This window comes from Desulfosoma sp., assembly GCF_052743555.1.
Genome location: NZ_JBRAHS010000010.1, coordinates 1 through 22,414 on the forward strand (window position 1 = coordinate 1; position 22,414 = coordinate 22,414).

Sequence of the window (22,414 nt, forward strand, 5' to 3'; positions counted from 1 at the left end):
ACCACCAGCGCAGCGAGCCGATCAGGCCGGTCTCGTGCAGGCGGTCGGTGGTCCCGTCCACGCCGCCGGTCCATAGCGGCGTCAAGGTTTGCAAACGAATTTCCATTGTTCACCTCCTCCTTATGAGGGACAGTCAAGATCATTGATTCGCTCACTCGCTGACTCGCAGAGTCCCGCTGCCTTCCGGTGCTCCTCTGCCACCCGCTCCCGCAGCCAGGGAGGCGCCATTACCTGCACCCGGCTGCCATAATACAGCAGCCAGCTCACCATCTCCGGCGTGATGCCCACCCAGAACGTCACACGCACCCGGCCGTCGGGCAGTGTCTCGGATTGCTGGCTGTGATGCCACGTCTCCTCTGTGACCCAGCGGCCGGCCTCCGGCTCAAAGAACAGCTCCACCAGCTCTGGCTCCCCGGCCGCTCCCCGCATGATCCCCCAGGCATCGCCCATATAGGCGTCGAGATCAAAATCTCGCGGCACGGTGTAGGTCGTGTCCAGGATCTCGGCTTCCTGCACCCGGTCCACCTTGAATTGAAGCACCTCCTGTCTTCGCTGATCGTAGGCGATGAGATGCCAGGAGCGACCGTAGGCCATGATGTGGTATGGCTCCACCACCCTTTCGGTCACCTGGCCGCCGCGGGAACCGGTTGCATAGATCATCCGCACCTGCCGCCTCTCGGCCAGAGCTCAGTGCAGCAGAGTAAGCATCGTCTGTCGATGGCCCTTCACCGCCCGACGCGGTAGCTCGTCGATGGCCTCTTGGACCAGATGCCCAAGGGAGGGCGGAAAAATGGATTCCAGCCTGGCGATGGCCGCGGCCAGCTCGGCCGAGTTGACGCCAGGAATGGCCTGGGCAGCCCTGGCAGCCATCAGCAAGGCCAAGGCCTCAGAGAGGGGATAAACGGTGGTCGGCACGCGAGGTAGCCGCTGAAAGAAGTACGTCCCATTCTCATGCCGCAGCTCCAACCCCAGGCGATGGCGGATGAGTTCCAGGTCCTTCTGAATCATCCGTTCGCTGACCTCGTGATACTCGGCCAATTTCTGACGGCTCCACCGCCCCGGTGCTCCGGCGATCTGCTGAATGATTTCCAATATACGCGCTGTGCGGCGGATCATATTATCACGGCCTTGGCCGAAGACGCGCTCCCTCATGAGACACCCCTCACATCCTATCTGGGCTTAAATTTCTCATAGCCGTGGGAACACGGTGGCTCCTACCGCTTGACTGGCGGTTCTTTTCCGACGGCTTTAGACTGCGACACCGCCTCCCATGCTCCGACGAAAGAAGGCCGCAAAAAAGCAATGCCTACACTAATCTCAAAGGAGTGCTTAAAGGCCGTAAAAGAACTGGTTTTCGCCGGTTCACCGTTTGGTCGTCTTTCACGATGGTCAGGGCCACATTCAGTTGCAATCAGCGTTCTGGGATGCTCCCGAGCCAGGATTTAAAATTCATTGTTTACGACATGTTCACATTTTTTATTCGAGAGCCGAAAAGAAACGCAATCAGAAAAAAAGCCTCGGACACCTTGGCGGTAGCATCGAAGAGGTCCAAAGAACTCAGGAAATCCCTCTGAGTCCAGCTCCACAAGGAATTGTTCCACACAAATGTCATGGAACTGTCGCTGAAATGCCACCCCAAAGACACTCTCATGGGGAATAATGGCGTCCGGCAGTTGGGGTGAAATGGAAAACGGATCACGGAAAAGGAGGACAAGAAGAGGGAGAACGGCTCGAACTATTTGACGTCAATTAAGAGATTCGTTGTTATGCTCATTTTAAAAGACAAGGAAAGGAGAGTGCCTCATGTTTGGCCGATTGTACAAGGCAACCTTGTGGGCTCGCATCTCAAGCATGCTGGCGCTTTGGGTGATTCTGACTGTAACACCCGGGGCAGCCGACGCCGCCAAGAACCTTATCGTCATGGTCCCGGACGGTACGGGAGCGACGCACACCACCCTTGCCCGATGGGTCTCGGAATCCCAAAGGCTGGCCATCGATTCCATGCACGTGGGGGCCGTTCGCACCTACGGAGCTGATTCCATGGTTACCGACTCCGCCCCGGCAGCCACGGCTTTCGCCACTGGCCACAAGAGCAGTGATAAGTTCATCGGTGTGCTGCCCGGACCTGTGACCATTCCCGGCGTCCCCCCTGTTCCCGAAGAACTGCAATACAAGCCTGTCGCCACCGTCCTGGAAGGCGCCAAGCTTTTGGGAAAAGCCACCGGACTTGTGGCCACTTCCAACATTCAGCATGCCACCCCGGCTGGTTTTTCCGCCCACTGGCCGGATCGCAACAATTACAACGAAATTGCAGAACAACAGGTTTATCAGGACATCGACGTGGTTCTGGGTGGCGGCAAACTTTACCTTATGCCGGCATCTCAGGGAGGAAAGCGCACCGATGGCGAGAATCTTTTGAACGTCTTAATGAAACGCGGCTACACCATTGTGGAAACCAGAGACGATCTGCTCAACACAACGGCCGACCGCGTGTGGGGTCTTTTTGCCCCGGATGCCATGCAGCGCGATCTGGATCGAGCCGAATTTGCTCCTCAGGAACCCTCCCTGGCAGAAATGACAAAAAAAGCCATCGAGATACTCTCCAAAAATCCTCAGGGTTTCTTTCTTTTCGTGGAAGGCAGCGAAATCGACTGGTCCTCCCATGCCAATGACCCCGTGGGCGTGGTTACAGATTACCTGGCCTTTGACGCCGCTGTGCAGGTGGCCCTCGATTTTGCTAAACAGCACGGGGACACTGTTGTTGCCGTTTTTTCCGACCACGGTAACGGCGGCATGAGCATCGGGAATGCCAGAACCAACAAGACCTATTCCAAAATGTCTTTCGACTCGGTGGTGCAGGCTCTGAGAAAAGCCAAGCTTACCGCAGAAGGTGTGGCCAAAAAGATCGGCAATGATCGCAGTGAAGCCCATATTCGAACCGTTGTCAGCACCTACTGGGGCATTGACGATCTAACTCCGGAAGAAATTGCCGCAATCCAAAACTACGATGGAAAGCACCTGAGCTACGCTCTTGGTCCCATCATGAGCGTGCGAAGCAACATCGGTTGGAGCACAAACGGTCATACGGGCGAAGATCTTTTCTTCTATCACTTTGGGCTGAATGTTCCCACGGGCACCGTGGAAAACACAGATTTGGCCCATGCCATGGCCTCCCTCATGGGCTTTTCCCTCGCCGATATAGACGCTCGGCTTTATCGCTCGGCCGAGGCCGTCGCCGCTCAGTATGGCGCACGTCTTTCCATTGATCGGTCGGACCCTGAAAATCCGGTGTTGGTGCTTCGAAACGGCTGGACGGCACGGTTTCCCTTTTCCAAGGACATCCTCATTCTGGATGGGCATACGTTTCGGTTGAAAGCGCCGACGGTCTTCGCCCCGAACACAGGCAAGGTGTATATCAACCTTGAACTGGAATAAGCGCGAGGCCTTTTCAGGCCACTCATTCAAAAAGACCTTTTTTGGCAGCAACTTCAAATACAAACCCTAAACAAGGGACGGCTTCCTATTGGTCCGAAGCCTTGGCGGGTGATCAAGGGGCCGTCCTTTCACAAAGGCGCATGCATACGGTTTTGCAACGTTATCCTCCAATCCCCTTCACGGTAGCCCACCTTAGCCAAAGTTTGTCAGCCTTAGCGGCTCAAATGGGGGGTCTTCTTTGATCATGCTCATCTAACCAATTGAGATCCTTATGGCGGGTTTCAGGAAAGGCGGTGAAGTGGTAGATGATGATTTTGTCCTATTGAGTCACCGTTCCCACTGGGTTACCTTCTTCATACCATGTTCATTCGACGTGTCAGAAAAACAGCCCCCCCTCATCCAAGTAGAAGCGTCCTTTCGAAGCCTGAAACACGAGCCGTCCTTGCGGCCGGTTGATCACCCCATCTCCGAGCGGATTCAAGGGCATGTTTTTGTGACCGTCCTTTTTGACCATCTCTCGTGCGTTATCCAAAGGGCGCTCCGTGCCGCCGGAATCCATCATCACTGGAGAACTGTACAAACACATCTCAGCGGCCAAGTCCGTGTCACCACCAGCATGGTCAACGACAAGGGGCAGGTCATCCATCTTCGGCACACGTCAGAGCCCGAACCGGTTCACTTGAAAATTGACAGGGCTCTCGCCGTCCGCCCCGGCCCCTCAAAAGGCGGATGCCATCAAGTAAAAAATTTGTAGTGAAGAAGCGAAAATGCACTTCAAACAATATCAATACGTTACGCAGAAAAGTGACAAACTTGGGCTAAGAGAACACGATGGGCTTGGCGCAGACTCAAGCGGCATAAGGGGAACGCTCGTGATGACTCCAGCGAACCCCCTAACAAACCCATACATGACCTCATTTCATGTAATTATGAGGCTTGAAAGCACAAAGAGAAGTTGATTGGAGAAAATAGGGTGCCGAAGGCCGGACTCGAACCGGCACGGGTCTCCCCACCACCCCCTCAAGATGGCGTGTCTACCAAGTTCCACCACTTCGGCACTTTGGAGTGGCAACCTTGAAGTATAGCAGCATTTTTGGGCGTTGCAAGGGTTTATTGATTGGGGTTGCCCTGCGCGCCCGATAAGGGTGGCGGCTGTGGCCCTTTCTCCTGCCTTTGCGTTGCGGGCGGTGCCGCTTCCTGGCCTTGGGTCGTCGGTGGCGCCACAGGTTGGCTTTCCACCGTAACGGGGACCGGAACAGGCGGCACGGGCTTGGCTTCCGGCAAGAGGGGCTGTTCCTTGACCGGGGCCTTGTCCATGACCGATTTGGTGTGCACCTGCCCTGAGAGGTACGTGAGGCCCAAACATGTGAGCATGAACACCACAGCCGCCAGGGTGGTCAACTTCCCCAGAAAGGTGGTACCTCCGGTACTGCCGAACAGGGTCTGAGAGCTACCGCCAAAGACAGCGCCAATTTCCGCGCCTCGGCCCGTCTGCAAAAGCACGATGAAAATCAAGGTCAGACAGGCCAGAACATGAAAGGTGATCAGGATCGCTTGCATCAGCCGTTTTTCACACTCCTTGTGAATTGCACGATCCGGGCAAAGGAAGTCACTTGCAGGCTCGCTCCCCCTACCAAGGCTCCGTCGATGTCGGGCTGAGCCATGAGATCATCCACATTGTCCGGTTTGACGGAGCCTCCATACAATATTCGCACGCCGTTGGCAACCGCTTTGTCAAAGCGCTTTGCCAGCCATTGGCGCACAAAAGCGTGGGCTTCCTGGGCTTGCTGCGGTGTGGCCGTTTTGCCTGTGCCGATGGCCCAAACCGGTTCATAGGCAATGACCAGTCGGTTCGGGTCCTGCAAACTCACGCCTTCCACACCCGCTGTCAACTGGCGCCGCAGCACCTCTTCCGTCAAACCCGCTTCCCGTTCCTCAATTTTTTCACCGATGCACACGATGGGCACCACACCGTGCACCAAAGCCGCCGCGGTCTTCAAGCCGATCCAGGCATCGGATTCTCCAAAAATGTGCCGCCTTTCCGAATGGCCCACAATGACGTAGCGGCATCCCGTTTCCTGAATCATGGTCAGGGACACTTCACCGGTAAAGGCCCCTTGACGTTCCCAATGGCAGTTTTGCGCACTCAGAGAAAAGCCCGCCGCGGTCATGGCTTCCCGCAGCGGCCACAAATGGGTAAAGGGCGGCGCGATGAGCACCTCACGATCCTGAGGAGTTCCCACGATTTCATGAAGCTTGGCGATAAAGGATACGGCCTCCGCGACACTCAAGTGCATCTTCCAGTTGGCCGCCATGAGCGGTGTGCGCACATTGGTTGACATGGCTACTCCTTACCCATACAGGCTTTCAGCGCTTCGATACCCGGCAGCATTTTCCCTTCCATCATTTCTAAAAAGGCACCGCCTCCGGTGGACACATAGCTGACCTTTTGGGCTGCTCCGGCTTTCTTGACCGCACTGGCGGAATCGCCTCCTCCGATGACCGTCAGGGCTTTGGAATCGCCCAAAAATGCCGCCAAGGCAAAGGTGCCTTTTTCAAAGGGCGGCGTTTCAAAGGCGCCCAAAGGTCCGTTCCACACAATGGTGGCGCAGCCCTGCAGGGCTTCCTTTACGGCGTGGAGTGTCCGATCGCCCACATCAAAGATTCCCGCATCTTCGGGCACCGCGTCCACCCCCACGGTTTTGGCCTGGGATCCTGATTCCAAAGCGGGCGCGACCACCACGTCTATGGGCAAGAGCACGCGAACTCCGCGGTCTTTCGCCAACTGAAGCAGTTCGTTGGCTGTGGCCAAAAGATCGTCTTCCACCAAGGATTTTCCCACGCGGAATCCCTGGGCTTTGAGAAAGGTGTTGGCCATGGCGCCCCCGATCACCAAAAGATCCACTCGAGGAATCAGATTTTGCAGCACGCCGATCTTCGTGGACACTTTGGCGCCACCGATCACCACGGCCAGAGGGCGCTCGGGCGCCTCCACAGATTTTTTAAAATATGCCACCTCCTTGGCCAACTGGTAACCCGCCGCGCACACCGCCACGTGCTGCGTGATGCCGTGCACCGAGGCGTGGGCTCGATGGGAAACGGCAAAGGCGTCATTGACGTAAACATCAGCCAGAGAGGCCAGTTCTTTAGAAAAGCCTGGATCGTTCTTTTCTTCTTCCGGATGAAACCGCAGGTTTTCTAAAAGAAGCACGCCACCCGCAGGCAACGCCTGCACCATGGCGTGCACCTGCGGCCCGATACAATCAGGGGCCAGAGGCACATCCCGGCCCAGCATGTCGGAGAGGTGCCGGGCCACGGGCGCCAGGCTCATTTCCGGCACCACTTTGCCTTTGGGCCTGCCCAAGTGGGATGCCAGAACAGCCTTGCCGCCCTGGTCCATGATTTTACGAAGGGTCGGCAGTACGGCTTTCATGCGAGCGTCATCGGCCACTCGGCCATCCTTTTTGTCCAAAGGCACATTAAAGTCCACACGGACAAACACGCGTTTTCCAGTAACATCCACATGATCCAAGGTCTTCATGATTCGCCCCTTTCACGTTTTTCGAGTCGCTCGAAAAACTCGTGAGCCGAAGCCTCTCTGAACATCCTCGAGAGGCTTTTCGGACCATTTGGGCTGACATGCCTTGTCCCTTCAAAGGCCCTGCACAGGCTCGTCTCCCGAACCGCTTTCACCAGGTGCATAGTCGACCACGTTTCCGCGGAAGACACCTTTGGGCTAGAGATCCTTGCCCATGTGCACGGCCAGGTCCACCAAGCGGTTGGCATAGCCGTATTCGTTGTCATACCAGCTGAGCACCTTGACCATGCGCTTTTCAATCACCTTGGTAAGCGGCGCATCCACGCATGAGGAATAGGTGGTGTGGTTGAAATCCACCGAGACCAGGTCTTCGTCCACATAGCGCAAAATGCCGCGCATATAGCCATCGGCCGCTTGCTTGAGCACGCCGTTGACCTCCTCCACCGTTGTCTCCGTCTCCACGCGGCACACCAAATCCACGATGGACACATTGGGTGTGGGCACGCGAATGGCCATGCCGTCCAACTTTCCCTTGAGTTCCGGGATGACTTCAGCCACCGCCGTGGCCGCTCCCGTAGTGGTGGGCACCATGGAAAGGGCGGCGGCTCGAGCCCGTCGAAAGTCTTTGTGAAGCGCATCCAAAAGTCGTTGATCCATGGTGTAGGAATGGATGGTGGTCATGAGGCCGTGTTCGATGCCGAACCGGTCGTGCAGCACGCGAACAATGGGCGCCAGGCAGTTGGTGGTGCAGGAAGCGTTGGAGACAATGTGATGCTTCTGGGGGTCATATTGGTGGTCATTGACGCCCATGACAAAAGTCGCGTCCATGCCTTTGCCCGGCGCCCCCACGATGACCTTTCGAGCCCCGGAGTCCATGTGCTTGAGGCAGCTGGCCTTGTCTCGAAACCGTCCGCTGGTCTCCAACACAATGTCCACCCCCAGTTCCCTCCATGGCGCCTGACTGGGGTCTCCCACCTTGAGGCACTTATAGGCCTTGCCGTCCACGTAGATCTTTTCATCATCCGCGGCGATGTTTCGATGCCAGGTCCCGTGCACGGAATCGTAGCGCAACAGATAGGCCAGCTCCACAGGACTTCCCAAATCGTTGACGGCCAGCACGTCCAAAGGGTTGCCCCGATCCACGTTGGCACGGAACACCATTCGACCGATCCGTCCAAATCCATTGATAGCCACCCTGATCGCCATCTCCTTCTCCTTTTTCCCCAGGAATTAACGCAGCATTTTGGCGATACTCACGGTTCGATCGCCCAGCATGTTGGTGTAACTTCCCAGCTCATTGTCGTACCATCCGTAGATGACAGCCTGCGTCACCGGTATTTGAATGATTCGGGCTTGCTGCTCGGCATCCATGGCTTTGCCCGCCTGCTTGAGCGCCTGTTCCACATCAAAGGCCAGCCCTTGCTCGGAGCTGAGAGCCGCGCACACGTTGAGCACATGGTTGAGGTCGAACCGGACGGCGGCGGTGCGCGTATGCGTCTCATGCCCCTCGATCACCGCGGCCGCCCTGGGCAGTCCGATGATGTCCGAGGAGACGTTTTGCTCATCAGTATACACAAGATACCCGTCGGCAAAATGGCTTTGCGCCTTTCGATAGATGTCGTTGATGAGGTTTCGATTGATAGGGTTCTTTAGACTCTCGTCCTGAATGAGCACCACCAGGATGATGAGGGATCCCGTGGTCACGGGCACGCGCACCGATTCGGCGATAAACCCGATTTCCTTCATCTCAGGAATCACCAACCCCAAAGCCTTGGCCGCTCCGGTGGTGGTGAGGATAATGTTGTTAAAGACGGACCGGGTTTTTCGCAAATCGTCGGCCTTGGCCTTGGGCGCTCGATCCAGCACTTGCTGGGACGGCGTGGCGGCATGAACGGTGGCCATGGAGGCGGACAGAATGCGCATGGGACCAAAGTAGTCCAAAAGGGGTTTGACCATGTAGGCCAGGCAGGTGGTGGTGCACGATGCGTGCGACACAATGACATGACGTTTGGGATCGAAGTCCGCATCATTGATCCCCATGACTGTGGTGACCGCATCGGGCGGCATCTCTTTGGACTTGTCCTTGATCTTAAAAGGCGCCGAAACGATCACCTTGCGCGCTCCCGCCACCAGATGGCCTCGCACCGACCCCTTGGGATCCTCCGCGGGCACCGTGGGGTCCAAAAAGGCCCCCGTGGCGTCCACCACAAGCTCCACGCCGTGGTCCTTCCAGCTGATATCGGCCGGATTGCGGTGCTTTCGCAGGAAGGTCGTCTTGACGCCGTTGATGCGCATGGAACCTTCCTGATCGTTGATTTCTTCAATGACGCGCGATGCGCGACAGCCGTGCAGAAAGTGGTGCAACCGTCCGTAGGTGGAATCCTTTTCGATGAACAGCGCTATATCTTCAAGGCTTCGCCCCACTTCCCGCCCGATGTTGACCACCAGCTCGGAAAAGTACTGCCGTTCCACATGGTGCCAGATGCTCAGTTTGGCAATCCGGCCCAATCCGTTAATGCCCAATTTTTGAGGGACCATCTTTTCTTGCTCGCCCATTGGCTCCTCCCTGTCGATACGCATGCCATCAAATTCTCATGCGGCGCAGGCGCTACCCTCTTCGTCAGGCTTTTCCGTTTCGTGAAACCCCGCGTAAATGGCACCGCTGCGCCCGTCGATACCGATCACATCCCCCGTCCTTAGAAAACGGCCGCCGATGAGGCAGCGGCCATCCCGTTCCCAGACCCTCATCTTGGAACAGCCCACCACGCAGGTCTTGCCCAATCGATGAGCCACAATGGCCGCATGGGACGTGGCGCCCCCCTTTCCCGTCAGAAGGCCGTCGGCAATGGATATTTCATGAATATCATCGGGAACAGTGTCCGAACGGATCAAGATGATGGCCTCACCCGGATAGTCTTTTTTCAGTCGCACAATTTCGTTGAGTTCAAAAGCCACGCGGCCGCACAAGGCCCCTCCACTCACCCCGATGCCATGCCCAAGGTAACTTTTTTCCAACTCATTTGTCATCCTGAAACGCGGATAACGCCGGCGGGCACGCGGCGCCATGTTGCGGGACTGCAAAATGTAGAGCCCATCGCCGTCGGCGCCCTGAAAGGTGAATTCGATCTCTTGAGGACCCCATTTCTGTCGATAGATCAATTCCTTGGCAATTTCCGTAAGACGCTGGAACACGCGAGGAAACAAGGATTCCAGGCTATGTTCCTTGCGTTCCCCCGCAGCCAGACGCTGCTTTTCGGACAGGGGCAAGGTTTCCACCAGCCCGCCCACCACGTCTTCACCTTGGTTGCCCAGGGTGAAATCTCCCCGCGGGTCGATCTCCTCTTCCGAGGTCCAGGGGTCATGGGTGAACATCACGCCGGAACCCGACTGCAGGTCCAGATTGCCGAAGATCATGGTCTGAATGGTCACCGCCGTACCCCAGTTTTCCGAAAGTCCCATAATCTGTCGATAGGTGATGGCCTTGGGGAAAAACCAGGATTCCATAACTTGTCGAATCGCGGTAAAGAGCTGCTCCACCGGGTCGTCCGTGATCTCGATCTTGGACTGCTGCGTATACTCCCGGTACGCCAAAGCCACCTCCCGCATTTCCTGCGGGCTGAATTCCCTCTTGAACAACCTTCCGTACTTCTTCTTGTAAAACTTCATGATGGCATCGTAGTGGTCGCGATCCAGCCCGAAAGACATGCCCCAGGACTGAAGGAACCGCCGATAGTTGTCCCAAGCAAACCATGGCTGCCCACTTTGACGAATCAGGCCTTCCACAATGTGCTCGTTAATGCCCACATTGAGAAAGGTGTTCATCATGCCCGGCATGGAAACCGCTGAACCGCTGCGCACCGAAAGCAAAAGGGGATTTTGAGGGTCACCGAAACGTCGTCCAGATCGGTTTTCCAGGTCCGCGATGTGCGTCAGGACTCGAGCCTTGAAGTCTTCAGTGGACTGCTGCAGACTCTCAATGACATCTTGACAGCGAAAGTACTCGGTGGTGATGATGAATCCAGGCGGCACTCGAATCCCCAGGGAATGCAGCTGCGTGAGATTGTAGCCTTTGTGTCCCAAATGAATCAAGTCGTAAGTGGCTTGGTCCGGCGCATAAATGCGGGAGATCGTCTTTTCCGGGTCGTAGCTGAGCAAAAGATCCAGCTTGTCCGTGGTGAGCTCTTCCTTTTGAGTCGCCAAGGTGGTGAGGATACTGCTGATGAAGTGGTCGAAATACTGCAGACCAAAGGTGCGCGCCACAAGATCTCGAAGGAAAGTCTCCGAAATGCGGTGCACGCGCTCTTCAGGCTTTTCCCCCATGTCCTGGCGCCGGTATCGAGGCAACAGGTCCCCTGACTGACTGAGCTGCCGAATCACCACACTCAGATTGTCCTCATGAACTGCATGGTAAAAACTCTGAATGATCTGCTTGATGGCTTCGGAAAACCCACGGAAAATGTCCATGTACTGAGAATGGGAAAACCTTCGAATCTGCAAAGCCCTCTGAAACAGTTCCTCCTGATGGTCCAACCGCCGGGACGTGATGCCGTCAATGGACAAGGCTCGAATAAAAAGACGCAGCACGCGATTGATGCGAAAGAACGTAGCCCGCGTGATGAAACTCAGATTGAATGACGAAATGACTTCCTCAAACAAAACGTTCGCCAGGTTTTCCAACCGAAAACTCAATCCCAGGGCATCGAACTTCCGCTCACTGTACGAGCCGTACATGGAAGGAATATCCACAGCGATATGCCTTTTGAGGTAAATATTTTCCACGAAGATCATTTTCTGTTCGGTGAGCAGAATTTCCTTGAGGCGTTCCAGGTAGTCCAGAATGGCTTCCAGCTTGGCAAGGGTATCCTGCCCCTCAAGGGTCTCTTCCAAGGGCCTGGAGTCTGGGAGGCCCAACTGGACGGCGCGTCGCAGATGCACTTGAATGTCCTTGAAGCTCAAAGCGTACTTTTCGTGCAGCAGTTGATAAAAGCGGATCATGAGGAAAGCGCGCTGCTTTTCGCGAACGGAAACATCGGGAATCTGTTCAATCTTCGAGCGAACCGCCTCCTCGGAAAGATCCAGCAGATCCTTGATGTGGTGCACGCCGTCCTTGCCCGACAAAATATTTCTGAAAATCCGGTGCATCTCCTCCACATAGGGCCCGGATGCCTGCACGTCCCGAAAGACTTCGGGCGGCACAAATTTTATGAGCGGCTCTTTGTCCAGCGTGTGCCAGAAATGAAAAATGGCTTCAATGAAAAGCACGATCAGGTTATTGCTTTCCACATGGCTTTGTTTGCGCAGGAAATGAATGAGCGGGTCTCCTCGCTGCGTGATCTCGTCCACATCCGTGGACACGGCCCGCAAGAGCCCCTCGGCGCCCACCTCATTGAAATAGACGGGAAAGAGTTTGGTGAGCTGTTTGACCAGGTTGAACAAGGGTGCAATGGGCGCATGCAGGAGCAGGCTCACATCCTTTTGAAACAGATCCGTATCCCGCACATAGATACCCGCAAGGAATAAGTTGACAATGAGGGCGGAAAGCAGACTGCGGGTACGACGAGGGTTTTTTCGAATGAGATCCAGCCACACGCGAATGTTGGTTAAATGGGCCGGATTGACCTGCACCTGCCAATGCTGGGAGACCCCCTTGAGTTTGGGCGTCTGAAAACCCAACCAAATGACGTGGCGAAGAAAGAATTCGGTGAGGTCGCGGTCATCCGTGGAGAGGATTTCGAGACCTACAGTGCGCACGCAGTGCAGGGCCGCCTCTGGATAGTTGCTCAAGCACCCTCGAAGCACCTGCAGAAACCGAGTGAGCCGAGGTCTCAAGAATTCCTGGGATTCTTGGCGAATCCAGCGGCCCACGTCCGTGTTCATGGCCCGCAGCGTCTCTTCGTGAATGGGCTCCAGCCCCTTGGTTTCCATGATGCGCAGCCGCAGCAGCATACTCACGTGACCGGCCTGTTCCTGCGGAACGCGTCGGCCCACGTTGTCCGCCAATTGTTGATACGCGCGCACAATGTCACGAAAGTCCGCCAGCTCGCACATGGCTTCCACGGCACGCCGGGAATCCTTTTCGGCTCGAATGTTTTGAATCTGTTGCAGCGCCCGTTCGTGATCGGCCTTGAGCAGGGGAGAGAAAAGGGGGCGCCATGCCGTCACGTCTTCCTCGCCTTGCAGTTGCCGGGAAAGCCATGCTAAGGGATCTTCCCTTTGGGCCCAATAGTTGTGCGTTTCTACAAGCAGCCGCTCCAGAAGGCGCCGGCCCTCCACAAAGGATGCGGGGGAAGACCAGAGCTTCAGGCACCGACGAAGCAGTTTTTTGGGCTGGTGAAAGCTGCGCACCACCCATTGAAAACCGGACCCTTCCAGAGCGTGCAGCCGGGCAAAACACCATCGCAGCAGACCTCCATGAGCCCGCCCCGGCAGCAGGCCATGCGGTTCATCATCCAACGGCGGTACTTGGGACACTTCACGGCACAGTTCGGGAGCTTCTTCGAGTATCTTCAGCCACAGCGCCAGAAGATAATCGGTGGCGGTGGATTGGGTTTTGGGGTTTACGGTATCGGAGAGGGCATGTAGAAAAATGCGACACAAAAGGCTCACCACCGCGCCGCTTTTGGGGTGATCCCGGTAGAGGCGAAGGTTGCTGATGGCGTAACGCCAGGTTTCCTGCAGCACATAGGCCCAGTTGCGGTAGCGATGATGATATTCCAGAAGAAGATCCCGAGCTTGTCGCTCCTTACCGGCGTACCCTTGAACCGCCTCCACCAACACTTCATGGCCGGGATCCACCATCACCGGCACATTGGTCACCATGAGATTCTTGAGAAGCGCTTCGGATTGCACACTCGCCCTTTGCATCAACAGGACCTCTTTTCACTCCGGATCAAACTTTTCGCGTTCAACCAACGGGTCCTCCACCCTCGGTCCATTTCCAATTCCATGAGCACCGCGGGTTCTCGCAGTCCTTCATAATAATTGGGCCGCACGCCGCAGGACCGAAATCCCAGGCTGTGGTAAAGCCGCTGGGCCGCGTGATTGCTTCGCCGCACCTCTAAAAGGGCCACACGGGCATTGCGCTGGCAGGCGTGCTGGAGTGCCGCCAACAGCAATTGCCGACCAATGCCGCGCCGTCTCAGGGCCGGATCCACTGCCAGGTTAAAAATCTGCACCTCATCGGCCACCAACCACACACAGATATAACCCACGATGCGGCGCACATCCGTCCCCTGGCGCGCCACCAGCATGAGGGCTTGGGGTCGTTCCAACTCCTCCACAAAGAAAGACTCCCGCCATGGGTCCACGTGACTCGCTCTTTCGATCTCCAAAACGGCAGGCACGTCTTCCGGCCGTGCGGGTTCAATCACTATGGGCAGGGAAGCGCTCATGGTCCGCGCCTCGTACCTTGGGTTCGGGCCTAGAGGACAAAATCTCACTGGCCAGAGCGATATGGCGTCGGCCGTAATCTCGAAGGGTTTCCGCCGCTTCTTTGAGCGATCGCGTGCTGCGCACCTCCGCGAACTTGATCAGCATGGGCAGATTGAAACCGCTCAGCACCTCCACCCGCGGCCCCACAAGAGCCAGAGCCACATTGGACGGCGTGCCGCCGAAAAGGTCCGTGAGCACAATGACGCCCTGGCCCACATCCACCTCCTTGACGGCCTCTGTCACTTCCCGCACCATCGCCGCCACGGGCATGTCCGGATTCATGGACACCGCTCGAACCCCCTCCAGGTGTCCCAGGATCAGTTCCGCAGCTTTGATCATTTCTTGAGCCACACGGCAATGAGCCGCCACAACCAGTCCGATTCTCGCCATCTTCGGCGTCGTCTCCCCGCCCTGGTCCCAGCACCGCCCTCAAGGGCGTTTAGTTTTCCAGATGCACGTCGCGATGAAATAATACGGTATAATAACCCGCCGCGCGGACCCTGTCAGCAAGTTGCTCGGCAATCACCACCGATCGGTGTTTGCCACCGGTACACCCCACGGCCACGGTCAGATAGCGCTTGCCTTCCTGAACGTACTGAGGCAGCAATTTGAGCAAAAGCGCTGCGTATTCGTCCAGAAATTCCACCGCCTTGGCATGCCCCAAGACCCAGTCCCGCACAGACGCCTCACACCCACTCACGGGCCGCAAACGGTCCACAAAATACGGGTTCGGAAGAAACCGCACATCCATGACCAGCTCCGCTTCCATGGGCAAGCCGTACTTAAAACCAAAGGACAAGACCTGAACGCTCAACCGCTCTTGATCACTGACCAAGGAAAACGTTCGCGTGATCAGGGCCTTTAACTGATGGACCGAAAAATCACTGGTGTCGATGATGCGCGTGGCGCGCGCCCGTAGAGACGCCAGTTCTTCGCGTTCCCTTTGAATAGCGGCCACCAGCCGGGATTCTTGAGCGCTGATGGGATGCAACCGCCGCGTCTGGCTGAAACGGCGTTGCAACACCTCCGTGGTCGCCTCAAAAAAGAGAATTTCCAGGGCATACCCCGACGATTCCACCTCTTCGAAAAGTCGCTCACCGTCCCTGAGAAAGCTTCGCCCGCGAATATCGATGCCCAAGGCCACCTTTTTCATGTCTGGCCTATCCTTTTCGCAGAGTTCCAAAAAGTGGGGCAGAAGCGGAACGGGAAGATTGTCGATGCAAAAATAGCCGATATCTTCAAAAGCCTTGATGGCGGTGCTCTTCCCCGAGCCCGAAAGCCCGGTGACAATAACCAGGTGGGTGTCCCTTTTCGGCATCTTGTCCTTTCCTTGCCCGCTGCTTTCACCAGGTGTGTCAGGCTGCGAGTGGGCTTTATCGATGGGTCGGCGCGCCATGCCACGGGGCTTGGAGATAGCCGAACGGGTTCGTTTCAGCTGATGCGCCGCGGTCTCGTGTCGCAAGAATGGCGCGCACGTCCTATGCGAGAAAGAAAAGGGGGAGTCGAGCGTCGGCCAACTCCCCGATGATCCAATAAGGCACGACGTCTAAAAGTCGTCGTCTTCCTGCTGAATGATGCTGAAAATCTCCTCCTGCGTGGCCGCCAGTCCCAGACGGCGCCGCACCGTGGCGCTTTTCAAGAACCGAGCGATTCTCGCCAAGGCCCTCAGGTGCGTCCCTGCGCAATTTTCCGGAGCCACCAGCAAAAAGAAGAGATGCGCCGGCTTTCCATCCATGGATTCGAAATCGATGCCTCGCGTGGATCTTCCGAACGAGACCACCAGCTGGTCCAGGTTGTCGATTTTTCCGTGAGGAATAGCGATTCCTTCGCCGATGCCCGTGCTTCCCAGCTTTTCCCGTTCAAGAAGGACTTCGACCAGGCGATGCCGATCCAATTGCGGCTTGTGCCGCAACAGCGCCTCAGTGAGCTCCTCCAAGACCTCTCTTTTGGTCTTCGCTTCCAGTTCGGCAATAATGGCCTCTTTAGGCAAAATATCCGCGATTTTCATCAACCCTTTGGGATCCTCCCTCGGTGCCGCGTCCCTACCCCGGGACTCCTTACATCAGCCCTTTTTCCCGTATCTGTCACTGGACGGGCTCAATCAGCCCATAGTTGCCGTCCTTGCGCCGATACAGCACATTGACATGCATGGTGGCTCGGTTGGTGAACACGAGAAAATCCCCGTTGGATAAATTCAGCTGCATCACCGCTTCATCCACATCCATGGGCTTGGCATATATCTGCTGCGTCGTCACCACACGCGGCTCCGATCTCTCTTCGGAGGGCCATTCCAAAATGTTCATCATGAGCCGCTGCGACCTTTCCGACGCCGTGGGCTTTCGGTTTCGAAGCTTTTCCTTATATTTCTTGATTTGCCCTTCCAGTTTATCCACCACCATATCAATGGCGGAGTACATATCTTCCGTCTCTTCTCGAGCATTGATACGAAGGCCGTTGGATTCCACGGTCACATCGGCGATATGTCGGAATTTTTCCACCTGCAGCACCACATTGGCTTCAATGGGCTCTTCCAAATATTTCTTGATTCGAGATACCTTATCCTCAGCATACATCCTCAAAGCATCCGAAGTTTCAGTGTGTCGAAACGCCACGTTGATCTGCATGGCCTCACTCCTTATCGCCGTTCATGGGTACATTGCGACCCTTTCGAGGGTCTTGGTCACGTTCCCCAGAGCACGCGCTTTCTCTTGTGGGACGGAAGAATGCCGAGCATTTCTCGGTATTTGGCCACTGTTCGGCGCGCGATCTGAATATTTTCCCTCTTTAAAAGATTCACCAGATCCTTATCGCTGTAAGGCTTCGCGGGGTCTTCGTCACGAATCAGCCGGCGAATGCGTTCCTTGACACTTTCTGAAGCCACCGCTTCACCCACCACGCTGTTTATGGAACTGTTGAAGAAATATTTCAACTCAAAAATCCCCTGAGGCGTGTGCATGTACTTATTAGTGGTAACTCTACTGATGGTCGATTCATGCATGCCCACATCCTCGGCCACATCCCTTAAGACCATGGGCTTTAGGTAAGCGATGCCCTTTTCAAAGAATTCCCTTTGAAAGTTGACGATACTTTGAGCCACTTTGTAAAGGGTGCGCTGGCGTTGATGAATACTTTTGATCAACCAGGCCGCGGAACGGAGTTTACCTTGAATGTATTCCTTCGCATCTTCCGGCACGGCGGAATCCCGCCGCAAGGCTTCCTTGTAGTAGGGATTCACCCGCAACTTGGGCAAGCCGTCTTCATTGAGCACCACCACGAAGTCATCATCCACCTTGATGACAAAAATATCCGGGCTCACATAATGCACGTCCTCCTCATTGTAGGCTCGGCCCGGTTTGGGATCCAAGCTGAGGATGACTTCCACCGCCGCCTGCACTTCCTCCTTGCTTCGCCGCAGCACCTTGACCAGCCCCTGATAATTCTTGTTTTCCAGGTAGGGCAGATAGTCTTTGATAATCGTTTCCGCCAGGGTGTTGGGCACATCCAGGCTGCGCGCTTGAATGAGCAGGCATTCCTTTAGTGTTCGGGCGGCCACACCGGGAGGGTCAAAGGATTGCACCTTCTTGAGCACGGCTTCCACGCAATCCTCGGAGGCGCCCGTGAGCTGCGCGATTTCATCCAGACCGGCCACCAGGTAACCGTCGGCACTGAGATTGCCGATGATCTGCGCGGCGATTGCACGCTCTTCTTCCGTGAAATCGGACAGGCACAACTGCCACATGAGGTGGTCTTCCAGGGAAGGCTTGGACGTCAAACGCTGTTCAAAGGAGGGTTGTTCCTGATTTGGATCCCTTTCATTGGTCACCGGTGCGTAGGTGCTGTAGTCTTCCAAAAAGCTTTCCCAGTCGAAATCGTCGCGAACCTTTTCCGTAATTTCCACCTCATCATAACGCTCTTCAACCCTCGCCGCCTCCGGCTCCACCTCATCTTTCACGCCCTCGTCTTCAACGCCCTCCGCCACCTCCTCCAACACCGGATTGACCTCCAGCTCCTGCTGAATCGTTTCCAACAATTCCAGTCGAGACAGTTGCAAGAGTTTGATGGCTTGCTGCAACTGCGGTGTGATGATCAGTTGCTGCGTTAGTTTCATGTGTTGCTTGAGTTCCAAGGCCATGCCGTCTTCCCGTCTTCAAAGGCTGAATTCGTGCCCGAGGTAGGTTCTGCGAGCCAGTTCGCTTTGCGCGATCACCTGGGGAGGCCCCTGTTCGAGAATGCGCCCTTCATGCATGATGTAGGCTCGATCACAGACTCGAAGCGTTTCTCGGACATTATGATCGGAAATCAAAACGCCGATCCCGCGCTCTCTCAACGAACGGATCAAGCCTTGTATCTCCACGACGGCTATGGGATCGATGCCCGCAAAGGGTTCGTCCAACAAGATGAAGCTGGGCTGCGTCACCAGAGCTCGGCTGATCTCCAACCGACGCCTCTCCCCGCCCGAGAGTCTGTCCGCCCGACTTCGCCCCAGGTGCTCGATGCGAAGGTCCCGCAGTAACTCATGAAGCCTCTGTTTTCTTTCCTCTCGGCCGATTTTCAGGGTTTCCATCACAGCCAGAAGGTTTTCTTCCACCGTCAGTTTGCGGAATACGGAGGGCTCTTGAGGCAGATAGGTGATGCCCTTGCGGGCCCTCAAGTACATGGGATCCCGAACGATGTTGTCCCCGTCTAAGTACACCGCGCCGTGGTCCGGTCGAATGATGCCGATGACGCTGTAAAAGGTCGTGGATTTCCCGGCACCGTTGGGGCCCAACAACCCCACCACCTCACCTTGATGCACCTCCAAGCTCACGTGATCCACCACGACCCGCCCGCCGTATTGCTTCACCAGATTGTGCGTGCGAAGAACACGTCCCGCCTTTGTCATGGCTTCTGGAGCGACTCCTTGGGATGAAAGACCGCCTGCACGGGCCGCCCCGCTCGGCCTTCCACAATGCTTGTGCGGTCTTGAAGGTGGAGCGTGATGACCTCACCCTGGACCTTGTCCTGGCCCTGCACCAGCACGGGGTCACCCATGAGAACGATTTTTTGCTGTCTGTTGTCCAAGACAGCCTTTTGAGCCGTGGCCACGCGATCCCCTTCCGAAATGACCACATGGCCTTCCGCCTCTATACGCTCGATCTGTTCTCCTGTCACGTGCCCCGAGGCCGCTCCGGCACCCTTGGCCTTCTCGGCACCGTAGACGGTGAGCTTTGCGGCGGTGATGGTCATGGTTCCCTGTTGGGCCGTCACATGGCCTTCAAAAACTACTGTGCGATTCTTCTGGTCGGCCACCATGCGATCGCTGGCGATCTGAATGGGCGCCGCAGCCTCCCGCCCAGAAGGCTCCGGCGAAGAGGTCCGGCTTTGCGCCGAAAGTCCAGGGGCAAGCGCCAACATCCAGGCCGCCAAGCCTACCACCAGGATGCATCGCACCCCGCACCTTTTGCGCACCCTTTTGCACGTCCGGCGTGCCGCTTTTCCATGCCCGCTCATGATCCTCCAGTCCGCGCTCCAAAGAATCCTCTCACCACCGCCCGCACGTTCCCTTCCACAAGGACCGTTGACGACACCACATCGTAGTGCCACTGAAGCCCCTGCAGATCCACTTGAGGCCCCACCAACCGCACGGGGGAATGGGATCCGATTCTTTGCGCCGCATGGTCGTAGTAAACCTTGTCGCTGTGCATCTCATAGCCCTGGGGCACGCGGGCGGTCACGTTGCCCCACAGTTCAATGTCTTTTCGGCCTGTATGCAGCAGCCCGTGATCACTGACCAGATGCATTTCCTGATGGTCGTCCATGAAAAGCGTCAGGGCCACCTGCGTCAGCAGCGTCTTTTGCTCCCCTTCGTAGTACTTGGCCTCTTGGGCCGTGAGGCGCCACATGGGCCGGCCTTCCTGCATCTCCGTGTAATCCATGTTGGTCAGCCGAATATCGGAATCCAGCGAAGACACGGCGAGCGCTTTTTCCACCTTCTTGTCTTCATGGGTCTGCAGCCGGGCCTGAAAAAAAACCCCGGCCGCCACGACGGCCGCCGCCCCCACAAGCCAAGGAATCACCTTGGCGCTTCTTTTCATGATGCGCGCCACTCCTTCGCCTCTTCTACTAGATTTCTCAAGTTATTTAACACGCGCTTCCTCGCACTGTAAAGAATGATGCCCTACATCGAGGGATTGACAGTCCCGCTTTTTGCCTTTAGGTGTCGCCCGTAAGCCCCCGAGACAAATCAGGGGCGAACAAGTGATGGTGTGTTTGTGGATATACGGGAAAAAGAATGATCGCGGACTGCGTTGTCATTGGGGCAGGTCCCGCAGGATCTTCGGCTGCGCGAAGAGCCGCGCAGCATGGTCTTCAAGTCCTGTGTCTGGAAAAGGCAAGCTTTCCTCGAGCCAAGCCGTGCGGAGGCGCCCTGTCCATGAACGGCGTCAAAACCCTGGATTTTGCACTGCCCGCCTTCGTTCAAGAGGGTTTCGCGTACGGCATTCGAGCCCACTATGCCTCTCGAGTTCTGGAAGCGCGGCGCCCTCAACCCATCGCCGTGCTGGTTCGCCGGGAAGTCTTTGATGCCTTCCTTGTGGAGAAGGCTCGAGAAGCCGGCGCCGTCGTGCATACGCAAGAAAAGGTGCTGGGTTTGGAAGAAACACCACATGATGTGAAGGTGCGCACCACGCGGGGAGTGTACCGCAGTGCCTATGCCATTGTGGCGCACGGAGCCGAAGGGGTTTTGAACCGGCGCCTTTCAGGTCCGGCACGCTTGGGAATGCGCTGGAAAGCGGTGACTCGCCGCGACGCCGCTTCGGTTCTTCGGTCTTCCAGACGTTGCGAAAAACCCGTTTTGGAATTTTACTTTGATGCCTATCCTCATGGATACGGCTGGGTTTTCCCCCTTCGTAATGCTTTTTCCATCGGCGTGGGAGGGCTTCACAGCGGGCCCTTGTCCACCAAGAAAGCCTTTCACGACTTTGTGCGCAGGCTTGGCGTTCCGCACAGCACCGGCTATCGAGGCAGCACCATACCCTGTTGCGGCATTGCTTCGGTGCTCGGCACTCCGCGAACGCTTTACGCCGGGGATGCGGGCGGCTTTGGTGAAGCTTTTTCCGGAGAAGGAATTTTCTACGCCATGCGATCCGGGCAATTGGCCGCGGACACCGTCGCCGAAGCCGTGAAAGGATCCTTGCGACACCCGCTACCTCAGGTCTACCGTTCCCGGTGTCTCAAGGTCCTGGGTGACAATCTTCGGTACGCCGCCTTTTTCGCTCGATGGGTTTATTGGTTTCCAGGGTTTTTTCTGAGCCTCTTTGCCCGAAGACCCCTGTGGGCGCAAGAATTTCTGGGCATTCCTTTGGGAGAAACCACTTACAAGCACTTTCTGCTGAAACGGTTCAGCTTGGGTCGTCTTGGAAATACCGGTCCGTGACCCCATGCCATAGGCCCTGCACCTTCAAAATCAGTTCACAGATTTCCCGGGCCGCCCCTTTGCCGCCGTCTCGTTGTGTCACGTAATGGGCAAAGGATTTGACATGTTCCACGGCATCCCGTACACACACGGCAAAGCCCACACGGCGCATGACCGGAATGTCGATCAGATCGTCGCCCACATAAGCCATCTGATCGTCTTCTAAACCGGTGGACGCCTTGATGGCCTCATATGCGTCCAACTTGCGATGAAAGCCCTGGTAGACATGCTCGATGCCCAACCCCTTGGCCCGGTGTTCCACGCACGCACAGGAGCGCCCGGAAAGGATGGCGATCTCCAGACCTGCACGCTGCAAGAGTTTCATGCCGTGGCCGTCTTTGACGTCAAAGGTCTTGGATTCGGATCCGTCGTCATGGATCGTGATGCCGCCGTCGGTGAGCACGCCGTCCACATCAAAGATCACCATCCGTACGGCAAGAATTCTTTTCCGGATCGCTTCATGCACTGTCATGGTCATCGTTCGCTGCTCCTAGGAAAAACCTCGGCACCATTCCCCCTTGATCGCCTGAGGAGTTTGTCTGAGAATATTTTTTTGC

The 22,414-nt window shown here is 56.3% G+C and carries 22 protein-coding genes and 1 tRNA gene; 2 read left to right on the plus strand and 21 right to left on the minus strand.

The window, feature by feature from the left end; all coding sequences use genetic code 11:
• The 3 genes from ACUVSA_RS07695 to ACUVSA_RS07705 all read right to left on the minus strand — a co-directional run.
• Positions 1-106: RAMP superfamily CRISPR-associated protein (locus tag ACUVSA_RS07695; protein ID WP_445894465.1), on the minus strand; the 106-nt coding region annotated here is incomplete at its 3' end.
• Between the two features lie 14 nt (positions 107-120).
• Entirely contained in the window at positions 121-684 is a 564-nt protein-coding gene (locus tag ACUVSA_RS07700; protein WP_445894466.1) for a helix-turn-helix transcriptional regulator, read from the minus strand.
• 3 nt (positions 685-687) lie between these two features.
• On the minus strand, positions 688-1,152 hold the full coding sequence (locus ACUVSA_RS07705; RefSeq protein ID WP_445894373.1) for a hypothetical protein: 465 nt from the start codon (positions 1,150-1,152) through the stop codon (positions 688-690).
• A gap of 651 nt (positions 1,153-1,803) precedes the next feature.
• Between ACUVSA_RS07705 and ACUVSA_RS07710 the strand changes: the two genes are divergently transcribed.
• Complete coding sequence (locus tag ACUVSA_RS07710; RefSeq protein ID WP_445894374.1) at positions 1,804-3,435, plus strand: alkaline phosphatase; 1,632 nt, start codon at positions 1,804-1,806, stop codon at positions 3,433-3,435.
• 376 nt (positions 3,436-3,811) lie between these two features.
• Here ACUVSA_RS07710 and ACUVSA_RS07715 read toward each other — a convergent pair whose 3' ends face one another.
• The 17 genes from ACUVSA_RS07715 to lptC form a co-directional block, all read right to left on the minus strand.
• Positions 3,812-4,090, minus strand: a complete 279-nt coding sequence (locus tag ACUVSA_RS07715) for a hypothetical protein (protein ID WP_445894375.1) — start codon at positions 4,088-4,090, stop codon at positions 3,812-3,814.
• 319 nt (positions 4,091-4,409) lie between these two features.
• A tRNA-Leu gene (locus ACUVSA_RS07720) sits at positions 4,410-4,492 on the minus strand.
• A 53-nt stretch (positions 4,493-4,545) separates the two neighbouring features.
• Positions 4,546-4,995 (minus strand): preprotein translocase subunit SecG, encoded by a 450-nt coding sequence (secG, locus tag ACUVSA_RS07725; protein WP_445894376.1) that lies wholly within the window; start codon positions 4,993-4,995, stop codon positions 4,546-4,548.
• Complete coding sequence (gene tpiA / locus ACUVSA_RS07730; RefSeq protein ID WP_445891175.1) at positions 4,995-5,777, minus strand: triose-phosphate isomerase; 783 nt, start codon at positions 5,775-5,777, stop codon at positions 4,995-4,997. Before tpiA ends, secG begins: the two co-directional genes overlap by 1 nt.
• Before the next feature lie 2 nt (positions 5,778-5,779).
• Positions 5,780-6,976, minus strand: a complete 1,197-nt coding sequence (locus ACUVSA_RS07735; protein WP_445891174.1) for a phosphoglycerate kinase — start codon at positions 6,974-6,976, stop codon at positions 5,780-5,782.
• A 195-nt stretch (positions 6,977-7,171) separates the two neighbouring features.
• On the minus strand, positions 7,172-8,179 hold the full coding sequence (gene gap / locus ACUVSA_RS07740; protein WP_445891173.1) for a type I glyceraldehyde-3-phosphate dehydrogenase: 1,008 nt from the start codon (positions 8,177-8,179) through the stop codon (positions 7,172-7,174).
• Positions 8,180-8,203: 24 nt separating this feature from the next.
• A complete protein-coding gene (locus ACUVSA_RS07745) occupies positions 8,204-9,529 on the minus strand; it encodes a type I glyceraldehyde-3-phosphate dehydrogenase (RefSeq protein ID WP_445894377.1) in 1,326 nt (441 codons plus the stop codon).
• Between the two features lie 36 nt (positions 9,530-9,565).
• The gene (locus ACUVSA_RS07750; RefSeq protein ID WP_445894378.1) at positions 9,566-13,837 is read right to left on the minus strand and encodes a PEP/pyruvate-binding domain-containing protein; all 4,272 of its coding nucleotides are present in this window, start codon (positions 13,835-13,837) and stop codon (positions 9,566-9,568) included.
• Complete coding sequence (rimI, locus tag ACUVSA_RS07755) at positions 13,837-14,364, minus strand: ribosomal protein S18-alanine N-acetyltransferase (RefSeq protein ID WP_445894379.1); 528 nt, start codon at positions 14,362-14,364, stop codon at positions 13,837-13,839. Before rimI ends, ACUVSA_RS07750 begins: the two co-directional genes overlap by 1 nt.
• A complete protein-coding gene (locus ACUVSA_RS07760; RefSeq protein WP_445894380.1) occupies positions 14,336-14,794 on the minus strand; it encodes a PTS sugar transporter subunit IIA in 459 nt (152 codons plus the stop codon). The genes rimI and ACUVSA_RS07760 overlap by 29 nt, the downstream gene beginning before the upstream one ends.
• 49 nt (positions 14,795-14,843) lie before the next feature.
• On the minus strand, positions 14,844-15,722 hold the full coding sequence (gene rapZ / locus ACUVSA_RS07765) for an RNase adapter RapZ (RefSeq protein WP_445894381.1): 879 nt from the start codon (positions 15,720-15,722) through the stop codon (positions 14,844-14,846).
• A gap of 228 nt (positions 15,723-15,950) precedes the next feature.
• Positions 15,951-16,412, minus strand: coding sequence for a PTS sugar transporter subunit IIA (locus tag ACUVSA_RS07770; RefSeq protein WP_445891167.1), 462 nt, complete (start codon positions 16,410-16,412; stop codon positions 15,951-15,953).
• 76 nt (positions 16,413-16,488) lie between these two features.
• A complete protein-coding gene (gene hpf, locus ACUVSA_RS07775; RefSeq protein ID WP_445891166.1) occupies positions 16,489-17,028 on the minus strand; it encodes a ribosome hibernation-promoting factor, HPF/YfiA family in 540 nt (179 codons plus the stop codon).
• A gap of 56 nt (positions 17,029-17,084) precedes the next feature.
• Positions 17,085-18,536: an RNA polymerase factor sigma-54 gene (gene rpoN, locus ACUVSA_RS07780; RefSeq protein WP_445894382.1), complete on the minus strand. Its 1,452-nt coding sequence runs from the start codon at positions 18,534-18,536 to the stop codon at positions 17,085-17,087.
• A gap of 15 nt (positions 18,537-18,551) precedes the next feature.
• Positions 18,552-19,286: an LPS export ABC transporter ATP-binding protein gene (gene lptB / locus ACUVSA_RS07785; RefSeq protein WP_445891164.1), complete on the minus strand. Its 735-nt coding sequence runs from the start codon at positions 19,284-19,286 to the stop codon at positions 18,552-18,554.
• Positions 19,283-19,834, minus strand: coding sequence for a lipopolysaccharide transport periplasmic protein LptA (lptA, locus tag ACUVSA_RS07790; protein WP_445891163.1), 552 nt, complete (start codon positions 19,832-19,834; stop codon positions 19,283-19,285). Before lptA ends, lptB begins: the two co-directional genes overlap by 4 nt.
• A 56-nt stretch (positions 19,835-19,890) precedes the next feature.
• Complete coding sequence (lptC, locus tag ACUVSA_RS07795; RefSeq protein ID WP_445894383.1) at positions 19,891-20,478, minus strand: LPS export ABC transporter periplasmic protein LptC; 588 nt, start codon at positions 20,476-20,478, stop codon at positions 19,891-19,893.
• 197 nt (positions 20,479-20,675) lie between these two features.
• Here lptC and ACUVSA_RS07800 point away from each other — a divergent pair, with 197 nt between their 5' ends.
• A complete protein-coding gene (locus ACUVSA_RS07800) occupies positions 20,676-21,818 on the plus strand; it encodes a geranylgeranyl reductase family protein (protein ID WP_445894384.1) in 1,143 nt (380 codons plus the stop codon).
• Here the strand turns inward: ACUVSA_RS07800 and ACUVSA_RS07805 are convergent.
• Positions 21,784-22,335 (minus strand): KdsC family phosphatase, encoded by a 552-nt coding sequence (locus tag ACUVSA_RS07805; protein WP_445891160.1) that lies wholly within the window; start codon positions 22,333-22,335, stop codon positions 21,784-21,786. The two genes, ACUVSA_RS07800 and ACUVSA_RS07805, sit on opposite strands and share 35 nt — an antisense overlap.
• Between the last annotated feature and the right edge of the window lie 79 nt (positions 22,336-22,414).

Excerpts from the sequence above, each read along its gene's own strand:
- ACUVSA_RS07735 (WP_445891174.1), bottom strand. The coding sequence starts at position 6,976 with ATGAAGACCTTGGATCATGTGGATGTTACTGGAAAACGCGTGTTTGTC.
- rpoN (WP_445894382.1), bottom strand. The coding sequence starts at position 18,536 with ATGGCCTTGGAACTCAAGCAACACATGAAACTAACGCAGCAACTGATC.
- secG (WP_445894376.1), bottom strand. The coding sequence starts at position 4,995 with ATGCAAGCGATCCTGATCACCTTTCATGTTCTGGCCTGTCTGACCTTG.
- lptB (WP_445891164.1), bottom strand. The coding sequence starts at position 19,286 with ATGACAAAGGCGGGACGTGTTCTTCGCACGCACAATCTGGTGAAGCAA.
- ACUVSA_RS07750 (WP_445894378.1), bottom strand. The coding sequence starts at position 13,837 with ATGCAAAGGGCGAGTGTGCAATCCGAAGCGCTTCTCAAGAATCTCATG.
- gap (WP_445891173.1), bottom strand. The coding sequence starts at position 8,179 with ATGGCGATCAGGGTGGCTATCAATGGATTTGGACGGATCGGTCGAATG.
- rapZ (WP_445894381.1), bottom strand. The coding sequence starts at position 15,722 with ATGCCGAAAAGGGACACCCACCTGGTTATTGTCACCGGGCTTTCGGGC.
- ACUVSA_RS07710 (WP_445894374.1), top strand. The coding sequence starts at position 1,804 with ATGTTTGGCCGATTGTACAAGGCAACCTTGTGGGCTCGCATCTCAAGC.
- ACUVSA_RS07805 (WP_445891160.1), bottom strand. The coding sequence starts at position 22,335 with ATGACCATGACAGTGCATGAAGCGATCCGGAAAAGAATTCTTGCCGTA.
- hpf (WP_445891166.1), bottom strand. The coding sequence starts at position 17,028 with ATGCAGATCAACGTGGCGTTTCGACACACTGAAACTTCGGATGCTTTG.
- ACUVSA_RS07705 (WP_445894373.1), bottom strand. The coding sequence starts at position 1,152 with ATGAGGGAGCGCGTCTTCGGCCAAGGCCGTGATAATATGATCCGCCGC.
- tpiA (WP_445891175.1), bottom strand. The coding sequence starts at position 5,777 with ATGTCAACCAATGTGCGCACACCGCTCATGGCGGCCAACTGGAAGATG.
- ACUVSA_RS07745 (WP_445894377.1), bottom strand. The coding sequence starts at position 9,529 with ATGGGCGAGCAAGAAAAGATGGTCCCTCAAAAATTGGGCATTAACGGA.
- ACUVSA_RS07760 (WP_445894380.1), bottom strand. The coding sequence starts at position 14,794 with ATGGCGAGAATCGGACTGGTTGTGGCGGCTCATTGCCGTGTGGCTCAA.
- ACUVSA_RS07800 (WP_445894384.1), top strand. The coding sequence starts at position 20,676 with ATGATCGCGGACTGCGTTGTCATTGGGGCAGGTCCCGCAGGATCTTCG.
- lptC (WP_445894383.1), bottom strand. The coding sequence starts at position 20,478 with ATGAAAAGAAGCGCCAAGGTGATTCCTTGGCTTGTGGGGGCGGCGGCC.
- ACUVSA_RS07770 (WP_445891167.1), bottom strand. The coding sequence starts at position 16,412 with ATGAAAATCGCGGATATTTTGCCTAAAGAGGCCATTATTGCCGAACTG.
- rimI (WP_445894379.1), bottom strand. The coding sequence starts at position 14,364 with ATGAGCGCTTCCCTGCCCATAGTGATTGAACCCGCACGGCCGGAAGAC.